The sequence below is a fragment of the Acetomicrobium mobile genome (assembly GCF_937920065.1).
In genome coordinates this window covers 1-14,485 of record NZ_CALETC010000280.1, presented here as the reverse complement: position 1 = coordinate 14,485, position 14,485 = coordinate 1, and the positions used below count along the sequence as shown (strand labels likewise).

Here is a 14,485-nt window from a genome sequence, read left to right as displayed (position 1 = left end):
TCCTCGAGTGAAGCCGGACCGAAGAGAGCCCCTGAGCCAGTTCCGAAGAAAGGTTTAAGCCAAGTAGGAACTCGGGTGACCTTCGAAAAAGGCCGGTAAGAGGGTAGAGCTCGATAAGCTCTAGCCAAATAGGGTGGTACCGCGGGTGAATTAAAGCTCGTCCCTAAAGGGGACGGGCTTTTTTTATTTATTATGAATATCTTTCTAAACTAAAATAGGGAGGAATTGTGATGTATAAAGGTAAGGTGGTTTTAGCTTATAGTGGTGGTCTTGATACTTCAGTGGCCATAAAATGGCTTATGGATCAAGGGTATGATGTAGTAACTTTCACTGCCGATGTAGGTCAGACGGTAGATTTGGAAGCTTGCAAGGAAAGGGCTTTGTTTATTGGCGCTTGCAATGCATGCGTCATGGATTTAAAAGACGAGTTTGTGCACGACTTCGTTTGGCCTGCGTTGAAGGCAAATGCCATGTATCAGGGGACATACCCTTTGACATCAGCTCTTTCCAGACCACTGATATCAAAATACCTTGCAAAGATTGCGGATGCAGAAGGGGCAGTAGCTGTAGCTCATGGCTGTACAGGCAAGGGGCAAGATCAGGTCCGTATAGAGATATGCGCTAGGGCGCTGAAACCCGATTTGAAGGTCTTTGCTCCAGTAAGGGATTGGCATTTTTCTCGCGATGATGAAATAGATTACGCTAAAGAGCATGGAATTCCAATACCCGTTACGAAGAAAAGCCCATACAGTATCGACGAGAATCTATGGGGTCGTTCTATTGAATGTGGTCCATTGGAAGATCCTTGGACCGAACCGCCCTCTGACGCTTTTACCATTACCGCTGATCCATGGAACACGCCTAATGATCCGGAATATATAGAAATAGCGTTTAAAGGAGGCTTGCCAATAGCTTTAAACGGCATAGAAATGGACGGTGTAAGTCTCATTGCAAGGTTGAACGAGATTGCGGGAAAACACGGAGTTGGGCGCATAGATATGATAGAAGACAGGTTAGTTGGTTTCAAGAGCCGAGAAGTGTACGAATGCCCTGCACCTGTCGTATTACTCCAAGCTAAAAAAGCCCTTGAGAAGATGACACTAGCAAAGGACCTAATAGCCGTTAAAGCCGATCTGGAATTGAAGTATGCCGAGCTAGCTTACGTCGGCTATTGGTTTTCGCCGTTAAGGGAAGCCTTGGATGCCTTCTTCAATCAGGCGCAGAAGGTCGTTAACGGAGTCGTGAGGGTAAGGCTGTACAAAGGACAAAGCGTAGTGGTTGGCCTCAAATCTCCCAATTCCCTGTACGTGAACGACCTTGCCACCTATTCTTCGGGAGATACCTTCGATCATTCTTCAGCGGTTGGTTTTATAAACATATGGGGGCTACCCATCATAACCTGGAAGCAAGTTCACGGATTCGCTAAGAAGGAGGATGGATACGAGAATTCAGTAGTGCTCGACAAAGAGACCATTAATTCTAAATATTAAATCGATGGCTTTCACGGCAACTGATACAAGAAGGATATTAATCATATAATTCTTATAATTTGTTAACAGGGAAGAGATCATGATTGCTGTTAAAGGAGAAGGGACAACATAATATGCACTTGAATATTACAGTCTAAAAACATGAGATGAGCCATCAATGAGCAAGAGGGTATTGAATTAGAATTTTGATCATATATAAAACAAGGTAACGCCAAGAAATTATATCAGTGGCGTTACCTTGTTTTGTCATTAAAATTATTAGCGAGGTCTTTTAATGACTGTAAATCTTCGGCAGTGATATCTTGTGAGATGTATCCGCAATATGCCGTGTTATTGTGATACAATGGTTCTTCCTTTAGGATTGGCAAACGTTGGGCACACTCTTCGAACATCGGCGTTCCGGGAATAGGCGAATATTCTGCTAATTTTACAGTGGCCCCTGAGGATTTAACAAATTTGATTGACTTTTGGACGCTTTCGCATGATTGCCCTGGCAACCCGACTAAAATATATGTTTCTATATCACTTAAGGAATAACCGGCTCTAAGCAAATTTCTTACAGCCTTAGCGTATTGAATCTCATGTACCTTACCAGAACTAGCTTTTTGTATTGCAGGATCATTACCTTCAAGGCTGAGGCGTATTGTTTTAAAACCAGTTTCATATAAGTAACGTGCACAAGTCTCGTCTATTTCCCTTACATGAAGCCCATTTGGGGTATGGTAGCGCAAATGAGGGTGTTTCTTTTGTAATTCTAGGCACAGATGATAAAAATGACTTTCTTTGTTGATCAATAAAGCGTCGTCGTAAAAAGCAATATCTTTGACGGTAGGAATATTTTCTTGAAAGGCTATCTCCTCTAAAGCATCTGTTAATGGGCGTCGTTTATATGTAGACCATAGTTTTTTTGACGCACAGTATTTACATGACAAAGGACATCCTATCGAAGTCATCGTTATCCCATAGTTTGGAGCTTCATATAGATCTAGAGCCGGATAAAAATAATCGATGGAAAGGGGAACTGTTTGAACGCCATCTGCTCCAAGAGTGTGGGCATGATCCGGACAAAGTTGAGCATAAATTCCACCTAACAATATAGGAGGAGTGCTTGAAAATAAATTTCTTAATATATCTATACACCATTTTACGCCCAAGTACCAATAGGTCATGCCTGAAGTGATAAGTATTAAGTCGGGGCGCTCCGTTCGAGAAAGCTTATCCACGAAGGACTCTTTTGTTATCCCATAATGATAAAATTTTCTTGGGATACGTTTATAAACTAGAGGTTTGTCTATTTGTCTTCTGATTGTTTTATAACGCCCAAAACCTTTTGATTTGCTGCGCCCTTCATAAACACAATCAAGAAGCGTCACTTTATTATGATGCTCTCTCAGAAATTCTAATAGGTACAACAATCCTAATGGCTTGGCCCAGAAGTCAAAGAAAGCAAAGTCAAAAACGGGTGGATTGATTCCTAATACCCTTTTATGTTCTAAATTGTGTAAGACAGATGTATAATCGCTCATGTCATAAGTATATCAAAAGAAAAAGATAATGATCTGTTTTTGGTCATACGGAGTTGCAGAGGGCTATTCTCCAATGAGGCTGGCATGGGAACTACTCCTAATGCACATGTAACCGTAAGGGTAAAACACCTGGGTACGTTAGGGTTTTGTGTATGCTCTGTTATTGATCCGATATGCATTAAAAAACTTTTTCAGAGCATTTTGCTGCTATGCTTTTATCCCGGGCAATGTGACTCACAAGGGTAATTTATAAATATAGCATTAGGTTTATCTACAATATAACGATAGTTATTTTGATTTGCTTCTTAAGAAATAAACTTCTAAAATAATACATAAGGTGTACATCGCTGTCCATTAGGGACAGCGTAACAGCCTTCATAAGGAGGAGAAAGAATGATTGAAAAAAGCCTAATTTCATCGATATCTCAAGCGGATCCCGAAGTTAACGGGATGATGGAAGGTGAACTGGCCAGACAACGCGATGGTTTAGAGCTTATAGCGTCGGAGAACTTCGTTTCTTTAGCCGTCCTTCAAGCCCAGGGCTCTGTGCTTACAAATAAATATGCTGAGGGTTATCCTTATAAAAAATATTACGGTGGATGTGAATTTGTAGAAAACATAGAAGAACTAGCCATAAAAAGAGCATGTGAACTTTTTAGTGGCGAACATGCCAATGTCCAACCTCACTCAGGCACTCAAGCTAATATGGCTGTTTATTTTTCTGTGATGGAGCCGGGAGACACGCTTTTAGCCATGAACCTGGACCAAGGCGGACACCTTTCTCACGGGCATCCTTTGAACTTTACCGGCAGGTGGTATAAGATCGTGCCCTACGGCCTTAAACCTGACACTGAAACGATAGATTACGATTCCGTTGAGGCCCTTGCTAAAGAACATAAACCTAAAGTAATAGTCGCTGGAGCTAGTGCTTACCCCAGGTTTATCGATTTCGAACGCTTCCAAAAGATTGCTCATGATGTCGGTGCAGTTTTGATGGTTGACATGGCTCACATCGCCGGGCTTGTCGCCGGTGGCGCACACCCAAGCCCGGTTCCTTACGCTGATTTTGTAACGACTACTACACATAAAACCTTACGCGGGCCAAGGGGCGCTTTAATTTTATGTAAAGAAAAGTATGCCACTCAACTTGACAGAACGGTTTTCCCCGGCACTCAAGGCGGTCCTTTCATGCACGTGATAGCGGCTAAGGCAGTATGCTTTAAGTTGGCCATGCAACCGGAGTTTAAGGAATACGCCAAACAGATAGTTGCCAATGCCAAATCACTGGCCAACGGGTTGATTGAGAGAGGCTTTAGGCTCGTATCCGGTGGTACCGATAATCACATGATGCTGGTGGACCTGCGAAGCAAGAAGATCACCGGCAAGGAAGCTGAAAAGGTCTTAGAAAGCGTAGGGATAACCGTCAACAAAAACATGATACCCTTTGATCCCGAAAAGCCGATGGTGACAAGCGGAATTCGCATTGGAACACCTGCCCTTACCACGAGGGGAATGAAGGAAAAGGAGATGGACCTTGTCGCTGACCTGATAGACAGGGCGTTGTCTTATCCCGACAGTGAAAGCGGAAAGGAAAAAGTACGCAAGGAAGTAAAAGAGTTGGCTCACCGCTTTCCCCTTTATCCGGAACTGAGCAACCCTTGGTGTTAAAGTAATTAAACCAGCAAAAGCCCTGTTCTTTAAGGCGGGAAGTCACAAGGATATGGTGTAAGTCCACCCCATAAGGCAAACTGAATACGGAAAACACCTCATTTCCAAACTCTTTTGGAAATGAGGTGTTTTAACACATGAGCGATGATAAAGAGGGAGCGGTAATATAAAAATGAAAGTTATGAATGACCGCTTAAATTATGAATACATATAAAATTAGAATTTAATCTTATACATCTCATCTAATTTATATTTATATAAGTGTTAGACCTATGATTTTATTAGCTCCCTCTTTGTCGTTTGGGCTGTAGTGTTTCCTCAAGCTCTCATTAACCCAGTAAAAGTCCTTGAGGTTTAGGTATTTGCTTAAAAGTTCGTCGAGGTTTAATGTCCCTTGACCTTTAAAAGAAGGATCTTCTTTAAAAAGTGAAGGGTACGACCGCAGGGCCTACACTTTCACTTCTGTAACCCCCTGATATCGTCTTGGCGCAGATTAACCATTAAGCATGTAGCACCTTTCTGAGTCTTGCATGGCAATGCCCGTAAAGAAGCTTTGAGCCGCAATGAGGACAGGAGGTTTCCTCCTCTTTTTGGTTGAACCTTTATTACAATGACGTCTTCTCCCTCTCCTATTATTATTGCTTCCAATACCCTTAGACCTTCCAATCCTAGTAGTTTGATGGCATTTATAATTACGACCCTTGGCCATAGCAGTAAGAGCAACCTTCTTAAATGGTTGGTTCTTATCGCAAATATATTTTTCATGTCAAATTTCCACACTAGAGATTATAGAGCTTGGGTGCATACTAAAAAGGCAAAAAATATGGCAGGGCGTTTAATTGTCCTGCCTCGTCGCTCAAATTGTTGGCGGTAGTCGCTAGACAGTTGCAGCTTAAAGATACAATGATCATACCATTTTTATTTTTTTACCGATGTAGAAAACATATCCATAATACTGTTTGTACTTTGAATACAATTTCGCCTCATGTTGCATGCAAGCAACAAAAGCCTCCACGGTTTTATTCCCAGGGTATTTTTTCAATAATGCTTTTTGCGCTGCTTCCCGCGGAATAAAATAATTGTCAGTCCAGCATTTTTCAGGTAATGTAAATGCGGCAACAAAATGATAGCCGGCTTTTTGCATTATTGAAATATTATGCCCTATTGTGTTAATTTCAGGAACAGCATCAACCCAGAACTTTTCGATTTCAGCAGGGCGTTTATCGGTAAACCATGATTCATATGTTACTGCAATATAGCCGTCTGTTTTGAGGAAATCCTTCCAATAGTTCAAAGCTTTTTCAAAACCAATATTGGCAATAGCCCCTTCAGACCATATAAGGTCAAATTCTTCTTTTTGGAAAGGAAGATTTTCCATTAAGCCAACAATGCCATTTACCCTATCTTGGAGATTAAATTTTTTGGCATTATCGTTAAAAATATTTATAAAATCAGGAAAAAAATCTACTCCAGTAATATTTCCGTTAATATTTTGTGCAAGAATCATTGTTTGTCCACCAGTTCCGCAGCCTAAATCTGCTACCCGTGAAATCTTATCAAGATTGTCCAAAAAACTTAATGCCTTAATAGTCATTTCGGGACTCCCAGGTCCTTGCCGTTCCAACCCTATATGTAATTCACAAATTAAGCTTACGTCAAAATCGTGAATTGATATTTGTTCGTTTTCCATTTTTTACTCCTCAATTCAATATTGTATCATTTATTCTTTAACAGCTATTGGTTTTATATTTTATATCGCAACGCTCCCGTTTTCAATCAAATTTTCAAGGCGCGATCAAATTTAGGCGAATATCAAGGCGGCGTACTCGAACTCTGGATGTCAGGTCATAAACTTACTCTGCCGCACGGGCATGATTTAGTCCAGTTGGTTTTCCTCTGTCCGGGCACATGTGGACCACTTCCCGAAAAATATACTGAAGCTGGAGGATTCACTCGAATTCCTCCAGGCAAACGATGAGCCCTTGCAATTTCTTGGCGTCAATATCGGCTTTGTGGTGGATGGGGGATTTAGAAAGTTGTTGAGCAACCATGCAAGAAAGAATGAGGCATAGCTATGTTTATGCATCAGCATTTCGCCACATCGAAATCTGTGTCCAGCATTTCCTGATTGTAATCCATCGTAAGCGGAATATCTTTTGCCACATCCGGCTGCAGCCTATACTCGCTCAAAGCCAGTCCAGCAGAGTTGATAAATCCCTGCCCAATGTGCTTTTCTGCTTACTGGCCCTTATGGGCCGCGTTATCAAATGACATAAAATACACCATACCATCACTGCCGTAAAAGATCCGTACATGTGGATACTGCACCATGCCTTTCACCTTTCTGCCAATAATGGAATTCCGTTAAAATCCGCTCTTCGCGCTTCTCTGTATATCATAGATTTTGTCTGTGCGATAATGATATTATTAAAAAATTTAATATCATTTCAATTCATTATCATATAGGATGTGGGTGCAGTGCAGCATGTGAAAAACCTACTGTTGGGGGACAAGCATAGCGTTCGGCTTTACGCCGACCGCATGAAAAGCGGGGCACTGTCCCCTCATCGCTGAACAGGATATCTGGATTTACTACCGCGACATTGGGCTAATGGACACGCCGGGGTAGCAATCCGGAGAAGCGGAAGCGATACCCGAAAATTCGAACTCATGATAGGCAAAAGCGGGGTGGATAGCCATATCTGTCCGCCCCATCTTGGGAGTTTATAGCCGATTCACTTTTTGTCCCTATGATACTCCGCTTAAAGCACAGGGCTTTTAATTTTAAATTTAGGAGAAGGCCTCAATTGGTGCCGTTGGCAGGTCGCCCAAATCTTTTCTGGCCTTGAGCACTTTTTCCGAGGATTTGTCCCGATATTCGCGGATCTTATCCTCAAACGACCGGTCGTACAGGCAAAGCATCTCTATGGCAAGCAGGGCGGCGTTAAGCGCTCCGCCTATGCCCACCGTAGCAACCGGAACTCCAGGAGGCATCTGAGCGATGGACAACAGGGCATCCACGCCCTTCAAGGGCCCTGCCTCCAATGGAAGTCCTATGACCGGAAGAGTAGTATGGGCAGCCAAAACCCCCGGTAAAGCGGCAGACAAACCGGCAGCAGCGATGATTACCTTGATGCCGCGGCCCTTTGCGTTCTTTGCGTAATTTATCGCGTCGTTTGGGGTTCGATGTGCCGAAGCCACGGTGACCTCGAAGGGGACGCCCATTTCGTTTAAGATGTCAAAGGCTCCCTTTAGGCGATCCAGGTCGGAATTTGACCCAATCACTACTCCAATGAGCGACCCATTCATTTCGTATCCTCCTTAGAGAATTAAAATACTATCACATGAATCTACGGTGCTATAACATGGCAGATAAACAAATATTCAGTGTCATCATTAGTTCCTTGTTGTTCCATAAGCTTTGACTAAAGTATATCAGAAATAAATGTTAATTGTAATTTACATAATATTAAAATATAATTCGAGTATATTCCCATCATCATAATAAAGAGATCGTTCGATGAATGTAAAAGTTGAGTGATATTCTGCATATCGAATACTGTTTCAAATTATCATTTATTCATATTTCATATTTTATGTATACATGATGAATAATGAGCAATCCCATTAACATAGATGCATATAAATTCAACTATATTTAATGGGTTCAAAATTTAAAAAATAACTATAATAACTCAATGATTATAAATGATTATAAGAGAAAAAAGAGTATGAAAGAAAAAAGAGGAGGATGAAGGTCGTGAAGGTTATAAGAAGATGTGCGATTCTTGCTTTGGTGTGTTTTTTTTTAATGGTTTCACCTACAGTTTTTGCGGCAGAAAAGGTCATTAAATTGTCTCATCTTAATCCTCAACAACCATTTGAGGTTGCCACTGCAGCAATGTCTGCTGTATTTAAAAATATTGTTGAATCAGAAAGCAATGGTGCTATCAAAGTGGAGATTTATCCTGCGGGACAGTTGGGCAATGAACGGGAGACCATGGAGCAAGTACAACTAGGAGTAGTTCAAAGTTATATCGCCTCTGCTGGAGGAATAGCGATATTTTACCCTCTTTACAGTGTCTTGGATATACCTTTTGCGTTGCCCAATTACGAGGTTGCATGGAAAGTTTTTGATGGTTCCTTTGGACAGTATCTTGCTAAAGATATAGAAGAAAAAACTGGATACAAAGTGCTTGGCTTCGGTGAATCGGGTGGGTTTTTCCAAATCACCAATAGCAAAAGGCCTATCAATAGCGTGGAAGATATGAAGGGTTTAAAAATTCGCACCATGACCATTCCTACACATGAAGAATTGATGAGACTTTATGGGGCCGCCCCAACTCCCGTGGCATGGGCAGAAGTGTATACAGCCTTGCAGACAGGTGTTGTCGATGGACAGCATAATCCTATTCCTATCATTCTTACAGGTAGGCTATACGAAGTTCAAAAATATATAACGATCACAAATCACATGTATAGCCCTTATTGTTGGGTAATGAATAGGGATTTTTACAATACTTTAAGTGATCACGAGAAGGAAATAGTCGATAGAGCAGCAACTGTGGCGATTGTTTCGGGCAGGGGTCTTAACAGAATAATCGAGGCTTCAGATAAGGGTTTGCCGGCTTTAATCCAAGCAGGCATGGTTGTGAACACTCCTTCACCTGAGGCTTTAGAGGAATTTAGGCGCATCGGCAGAGAAGGCATGATGAAATTTATCGAAAATAGATTCAAAGACGAAGGCATTACACTAGCTCAGAAATTTTTACAAGCAATTGATGAAGCTGCTATGAAGTAGGATGTGGGAGTAATTATGACTCAATGGAGAGCAAGGTATTAGTCTTGCTCTCCATTGAGTCAGGAGGGATGAAATGAACACTAAAACAGACATAAAAAGCAGCGGAACTTTTTTTGACACCATAACTAAAGTAGGAAATGCTTTGGAAAGTGTAGTTTCAATTCCAGTTTTTATTCTATCGATAGCTATGACAATCACCGTTTTACTTGGTGTTTTTTGCCGCTATATAATTCGGTTCCCCCTCGGCTGGACAGAAGAGTTATCAAGGTATTTGATGATATGGATGGCATTGTTATCTGTTGCTCTATGCATATGGCGGCATGAACACATTGGAGTGACGCTGATTATAAAAAAAGTACCACTTAATATTGCGAAATTAATTATTTTATTTTCAAATGTGTTGATATTCTATTTTTTATATATATTAGCTAAATATGGTTTTATAATGGCCAATAAGGGTAAATATCAAATTTCAAGCTCTTTAAGTACAACCATGAAATGGTGGCTTATGGCCGTTCCTGTTAGTGCCGTTGTCTGCATGATTTTTTTAGCTTGTAAGATTTTGCTTGACATTAAAAGAAAAAATGTTGAAGAGTTATTGATGTCTGAGGAAGTAATAGATGCTGTAAAAAGGGAAGAAAATTTAGACATTTAATTACCATAAAATAAATCAAGATTAAGGATTAAGATAAGGATTAAGAAAGGAAGATTTTTGTGACAAGTTATATAGCCATTTTATTTGTAATTTTTCTTATGGTTGGCATGCCTATTGGCTTTGTTTTAGGCATAACAGGCTTATTTGGTATGATGAAAACTGGGATTCCCTCTGTGCTGCACTTGGTTCCTCAACGCTATTTTGCAGGAGTAGATATGTTTACCCTGATGGCTATGCCCTTTTTCATTTTGGCTGGTGAAATTATGAATAAATCTGGCATAACTTCTCGATTGGTAAAGTTCAGCAATGTGCTGGTAGGCCATTTGCAGGGTGGACTAGCGCATGCTAACATCGTTGCCTCTGTTTTCTTTGCCGGAATAACTGGAGCAGCCGTCAGTGACACAGCTGCGATCGGTACAATGCTAATTCCAGCAATGGTAGAAGAAGGATATGATAAAGACTTTTCGGCAGCAGTGACAGCTGCATCTTCAATTATAGGGCCCACTATTCCACCATCAAATATAATGGTCATTTATGGTGCTTTCATGCAAGTTTCCATTGCAGGGTTATTTTTGGCAGGTTTTATTCCTGGTTTATTAATAGCTGCAGTAGAAATGATACTTACAGCAAGAATTGCGAAAAAGCGCGGTTATCCGGTAGGAACTCGTAGAGCGACTATTAAGGAGGTATGGATTGCCTTTAAAGAAGCTGCTGTTGCTCTTATTATGCCAGTCATTATCTTAGGAGGAATCTTGAGCGGGTTGTTTACACCGACAGAGGCTGCTTCAGTAGCTGTGGCTTATGCTTTTATCATAGGTCGTTTTGTGTATAAAAATATCACTATAAGAGATATGTGGCCACTGTTTATAAAAATGGCTCATACAACGGGTGTAGTATTTTTAGTCATAGCTACAGCGACAATTTTAGGATGGGTCCTTACAATGGAACAAATTCCTGAAAAAGTAGCAACGCTAATGTTAAGCATAAGTACTAACAAATGGATCATAATATCTATGATCTTAGTATTACTCCTGTTTATTGGCATGGTTATGGATATAACGGCTGCTTTGATTATTTTAGGGCCAATATTGCATCCTTTAGCCGTTAGCTTAGGATTTCACCCCATTCATTTTGCAATTATTATGGTGTTGTCTCTAAACATTGCCCTCATGACTCCACCCGTTGGGGCGTGTTTGTTCGTTGCTTGTGGAATAAGCAAGATAACTCTTGAACAACTGAGTAAAGAAATTTTTCCATTTATATTAGTTGTTTACATAGCGGTTTTAATGGTCACGTTTATTCCAGGTATAACTTTGTTATTGCCAAAGTTATTTGGTTTTGCAAATTAACCTTTTACTACATAATTTATCCCGACCAGCTCACGGTCGGCCCTTTGGGAGATAAAATGTTCAGTAAGTAGCTGTATAAGATTTTTCCATGAACATCTTTATTTTGTGCTTTTTCATGGAGTTGATGAAGTATCTAAGCTAAAACTTCGCTGACCTAAACAATTCACAACAATTCTTATTTAAAATAAATATTCTTTCAGCATTTTTTGAAAAGCCCATGAGGCATAGCTTGGTTCCTCGTATTTGTGAGTCAACATGAGAAAATTAAAGCTCAATTCGTGAACGCCTGCAAGAGGAAGCTCAGCCAGATCGCCTCGGTTTAACTCTTCTTGTATTGCTAGTTTGTTTGTCAAAGCTAGGCCTACGCGGTGCTTTACCGCCTCCTTGAGCAAATCTATGTTGCCAACATCTATGAGGGTTTCGACGTTTATGTGATGTCTTTTCAAAAAAGCGATGGCGATCTCGTTGATGTTCGACGGCGTCGAGGCGAATATGAAGGGCATGCCTCCAAGCTCCGAAGGGTCGATCTTATCTTTTCCCCTCCATGGATGTTCGGGCCAAGCTATCAGGGCCATACGGTCCTCGTATATTTTTGAGAGCTTTAGAAGTGGCGAAAGTATGGCCATTCCATCGGGGACGAAGCCGATGTCCGCGTCTTTTGCCTCGACAGCGCGCTTTATCTCGTTTGCGTCTAACGTTTGTAGCGTCAAGTCAATCTTTGGGTAATTTTTGTGATATTCAATCAACGGTTTCATGAGGAGATGTTGCGCCAAATGGTGAGTGCTTGCCAAATTTAAATCTCCGACCTCCAGACTTTTGCTGGCTTTCAGTTTTTCGGTAATCAAATCAGCCTTTTCGATGATCTCCTTTGCTGTTTCACGAAAGATCTTACCATCGGCAGAGATGCATAACCGTCTACCCTTTTTATCAAAGAGTTTTACCTCAAATTCCTCTTCAAGCGCCTTTATTTGTTGACTAACTGCCGATTGTGTAATAAAAAGTTTGGAGGCGGCGCCCGTTATGGACATCTCGTCGCAAACGGCAAGGAAGGTTCGAAGTTGCTGCAGGGTCATGTAACCATACCTCCGTCGGTTCAATTTATAAGCTATGCCTAAAGTATATCAGAAATAAATATTAATTGTTACTTAAACGAATTAAGGTATAATAAAAATTAATAAACGATCATCATAATGGTGAGGTTATTGTGCTAATGCGAGAAACATTTCAGGATATTGTGCGCCAACTTTCGCCTGCAATTATCATCGAGTTGTGCTCCAAGTTTGTCGGCATCCCAAGCATATCCGGCAGGGAGGAAAAGATAGCCTACTTTTTGTCAGACCTCCTTAAGATGCTTGGTTACGACGAGGTCTTCATGGACGAAATGGGAAACGTCATTGGAAGGCAGACGTTTAGCTTGGGCGGAAAGCGCTTGCTTTTTGAGGCCCAGATGGATCACGTCGATACCCGAGACTCCATAGAATGGTCCTTCTACCCCTATGGCGGTGTCATAAGCAACGGATGCATCTACGGCAGAGGTGCCGTAGACGCAAAGGCAAGTTTGGCCGCGATGATAATCGCGGGCTCCGAGCTTAAAAAGTGCTCTGATTCATTAAGGGGTGAACTGGTCGTCGCTTGCGTCGTTAACCAGGAAGTGGCCGAAGGCGTTGCCTCGTCCAAGGTGTATGAGTTTTTTAAGCCAGACGGCGTAGTCATCGGAGAGGCCTCAAATTTAAACATCAAAAGAGGCCAACGAGGAAGAGCTGAACTTATCATCAAAGCACAGGGGAAAAGCGCCCATACTTCCTTTCCTCTATCTGGAGTCAATGCCGCTGAAAAAATGATCTTTCTCATCACCTTTATAAAACAGCATTTCTTGCCGCCCCGTCATTACCTTCTTGGTGACGGAATCTTGGTCCTCACCGATTTAGCGACGTCACCTTCCTTAGGGACAAGTGTTTTGCCTGACAGATGCGTGGCCACCTTCGATAGGAGGCTTTTAGTTGGCGAGACCGAAGGAAAAGTCATCGAGGAGATTTCGCGCCTCATCTCACTTGCCAGGGATATCGACCCCGATGTACAAGCTGACGTCACCATTGCCGAGGATTACGTCGAATGTTTCACTGGGAAGCGTTTGAAGGTCAAACATTTTGCCCCAGGTTGGTTTTTCGAGGAGGGCGAAGAGCTCGTAAAAAGGGCGGTAATTGGCTTGTGTTCGATTGGGATGGAGCCTTCCTTGTCAGAATCTGGTTTTGGTACCAATGGCTCTTATTACGGAGGAATAAAAGGCATCCCAACAATAAGCTTTGGCCCATCAAAGGAAGACCTTGCTCACACGAAAGATGAACACGTAAATATCAATCAACTCATAAAGGCGACGCAGGGGTATATGGCCATAGCTGCTTCTTTTTTGGCTTAAAGACAGTGTGCGGTTAGTTGACAGTCTTTGTTATCGAACGCGAATGACATTGAAGAGGAGGTATTCAAGTGGCTCAAGTAAAGAAGTTGAAATGCGTCCTTTGCGGAAGGGAATTTAACCCCAAAAGCGATGTCTTTACATGTCCCGATTGCGGGCCCAACGGTACCTTAGATGTATTCTACGACTACAAAGAAGTAAGGCAAAAATTTACGCCCGAAGCTTTGTCTATAAATAAAAAAAGAAGCATCTCCCGCTACATAGATCTTCTCCCCGTAAGCGACCCGGCCTTTTTCCCGAACCTCAAAGTCGGTTGTTCGCCGCTTTATGAAAGCGCCTACTGGGCTAAAAGGCTCAAAGTAGAGCAAGTTTTGATCAAAGACGACGGGAGCAATCCTACGGCTTCCTTCAAGGATAGGGCAAGTTTCATAGGTGTGGCTAAGGCCAAAGAAAGGGGCGCGACGTCTATAGCATGTGCTTCTACTGGCAACGCCGCAAGTTCTTTGGCAGGATGCGCTGCCGTCGGAGACCTTGATTGCTACATATTTGTCCCGGAAAAAGCTCCCATAAATAAAGTGACTCA

13 protein-coding genes are annotated in these 14,485 nt (G+C 41.8%); 8 read left to right on the top strand and 5 right to left on the bottom strand.

Features of this window, described 5'->3' with window-relative positions; all coding sequences use genetic code 11:
* Positions 1 to 230 precede the first annotated feature (230 nt).
* Positions 231 to 1,490 (top strand): argininosuccinate synthase, encoded by a 1,260-nt coding sequence (locus Q7P41_RS10435; protein WP_303884077.1) that lies wholly within the window; start codon positions 231 to 233, stop codon positions 1,488 to 1,490.
* 233 nt (positions 1,491 to 1,723) lie between these two features.
* Here Q7P41_RS10435 and Q7P41_RS10430 read toward each other — a convergent pair whose 3' ends face one another.
* Positions 1,724 to 2,863, bottom strand: a complete 1,140-nt coding sequence (locus Q7P41_RS10430; protein WP_303884076.1) for a radical SAM protein — start codon at positions 2,861 to 2,863, stop codon at positions 1,724 to 1,726.
* A gap of 192 nt (positions 2,864 to 3,055) precedes the next feature.
* Between Q7P41_RS10430 and Q7P41_RS10425 the strand changes: the two genes are divergently transcribed.
* Together Q7P41_RS10425 and glyA are read left to right on the top strand one after the other, a co-directional pair.
* Entirely contained in the window at positions 3,056 to 3,262 is a 207-nt protein-coding gene (locus Q7P41_RS10425; protein WP_303884074.1) for an alanine:cation symporter family protein, read from the top strand.
* Positions 3,263 to 3,409: 147 nt separating this feature from the next.
* The gene (gene glyA, locus Q7P41_RS10420) at positions 3,410 to 4,684 is read left to right on the top strand and encodes a serine hydroxymethyltransferase (RefSeq protein WP_303884073.1); all 1,275 of its coding nucleotides are present in this window, start codon (positions 3,410 to 3,412) and stop codon (positions 4,682 to 4,684) included.
* A gap of 456 nt (positions 4,685 to 5,140) precedes the next feature.
* On the opposite strand, the gene Q7P41_RS10415 is transcribed toward glyA, so the two are convergent.
* From Q7P41_RS10415 to purE, 3 genes are all read right to left on the bottom strand, one after another.
* Complete coding sequence (locus tag Q7P41_RS10415) at positions 5,141 to 5,449, bottom strand: hypothetical protein (protein ID WP_303884072.1); 309 nt, start codon at positions 5,447 to 5,449, stop codon at positions 5,141 to 5,143.
* Between the two features lie 142 nt (positions 5,450 to 5,591).
* On the bottom strand, positions 5,592 to 6,374 hold the full coding sequence (locus Q7P41_RS10410; protein WP_303884071.1) for a class I SAM-dependent methyltransferase: 783 nt from the start codon (positions 6,372 to 6,374) through the stop codon (positions 5,592 to 5,594).
* 1,100 nt (positions 6,375 to 7,474) lie between these two features.
* Positions 7,475 to 7,993, bottom strand: coding sequence for a 5-(carboxyamino)imidazole ribonucleotide mutase (gene purE, locus Q7P41_RS10405; RefSeq protein WP_303884070.1), 519 nt, complete (start codon positions 7,991 to 7,993; stop codon positions 7,475 to 7,477).
* 451 nt (positions 7,994 to 8,444) lie between these two features.
* On the opposite strand from purE, the gene Q7P41_RS10400 reads away from it, so the two are divergent.
* The 3 genes from Q7P41_RS10400 to Q7P41_RS10390 all read left to right on the top strand — a co-directional run bounded on the left by Q7P41_RS10400 (position 8,445) and on the right by Q7P41_RS10390 (position 11,489).
* The gene (locus Q7P41_RS10400) at positions 8,445 to 9,485 is read left to right on the top strand and encodes a DctP family TRAP transporter solute-binding subunit (RefSeq protein WP_303884069.1); all 1,041 of its coding nucleotides are present in this window, start codon (positions 8,445 to 8,447) and stop codon (positions 9,483 to 9,485) included.
* Between the two features lie 73 nt (positions 9,486 to 9,558).
* The gene (locus Q7P41_RS10395) at positions 9,559 to 10,140 is read left to right on the top strand and encodes a TRAP transporter small permease (RefSeq protein ID WP_303884068.1); all 582 of its coding nucleotides are present in this window, start codon (positions 9,559 to 9,561) and stop codon (positions 10,138 to 10,140) included.
* Positions 10,141 to 10,199: 59 nt separating this feature from the next.
* Complete coding sequence (locus Q7P41_RS10390; RefSeq protein ID WP_303884067.1) at positions 10,200 to 11,489, top strand: TRAP transporter large permease; 1,290 nt, start codon at positions 10,200 to 10,202, stop codon at positions 11,487 to 11,489.
* Between the two features lie 179 nt (positions 11,490 to 11,668).
* On the opposite strand, the gene Q7P41_RS10385 is transcribed toward Q7P41_RS10390, so the two are convergent.
* Positions 11,669 to 12,562, bottom strand: a complete 894-nt coding sequence (locus tag Q7P41_RS10385) for a LysR family transcriptional regulator (RefSeq protein ID WP_303884066.1) — start codon at positions 12,560 to 12,562, stop codon at positions 11,669 to 11,671.
* A gap of 137 nt (positions 12,563 to 12,699) precedes the next feature.
* Here Q7P41_RS10385 and Q7P41_RS10380 point away from each other — a divergent pair, with 137 nt between their 5' ends.
* Together Q7P41_RS10380 and Q7P41_RS10375 are read left to right on the top strand one after the other, a co-directional pair.
* On the top strand, positions 12,700 to 13,905 hold the full coding sequence (locus tag Q7P41_RS10380) for a YgeY family selenium metabolism-linked hydrolase (RefSeq protein ID WP_303884065.1): 1,206 nt from the start codon (positions 12,700 to 12,702) through the stop codon (positions 13,903 to 13,905).
* A gap of 68 nt (positions 13,906 to 13,973) precedes the next feature.
* Positions 13,974 to 14,485, top strand: a 512-nt coding sequence (locus tag Q7P41_RS10375) for a pyridoxal-phosphate dependent enzyme (protein ID WP_303884063.1), incomplete at its 3' end; no start/stop codon positions are given.